Raw genomic sequence first — 264 nt, forward strand, 5'->3', positions numbered from 1 at the left:
CGCCGGGCGCTTCCGTCCGGAACGAGACGTAGAAATGGTGCTCGCCCATCAGCCCCTCGCGGGCCGCGTCGGTCAGCACCTTGCGCACCACGCCGCGCAGGGCGTCCTGTACCAGGAGGTCGTAGCGGATCAGGTCGTCTGCCATCTGCGGTCGCGCTCTAGCCCGGTCTGCCCGGCGCCCCGCCGCGGATGGCCGGACCGAGGACTTGAAGTGGAGGCTTCTGTTGCCAGGTGCCTCCGAACCCCGCCTATGCGGTGCTACCC

The 264-nt window shown here is 70.1% G+C and carries 1 protein-coding gene; it reads right to left on the reverse strand.

Annotated elements, in window-relative coordinates:
* On the reverse strand, positions 1 to 145 hold a 145-nt coding region (locus C1X29_RS30010; protein WP_218275728.1), incomplete at its 3' end, for a ClpXP protease specificity-enhancing factor SspB.
* Between the last annotated feature and the right edge of the window lie 119 nt (positions 146 to 264).

Source organism: Pseudomonas sp. GW456-12-10-14-LB2, assembly GCF_002884345.1.
Taxonomy (GTDB): Bacteria; Pseudomonadota; Gammaproteobacteria; order Pseudomonadales; family Pseudomonadaceae; genus Aquipseudomonas; species Aquipseudomonas paraglycinae.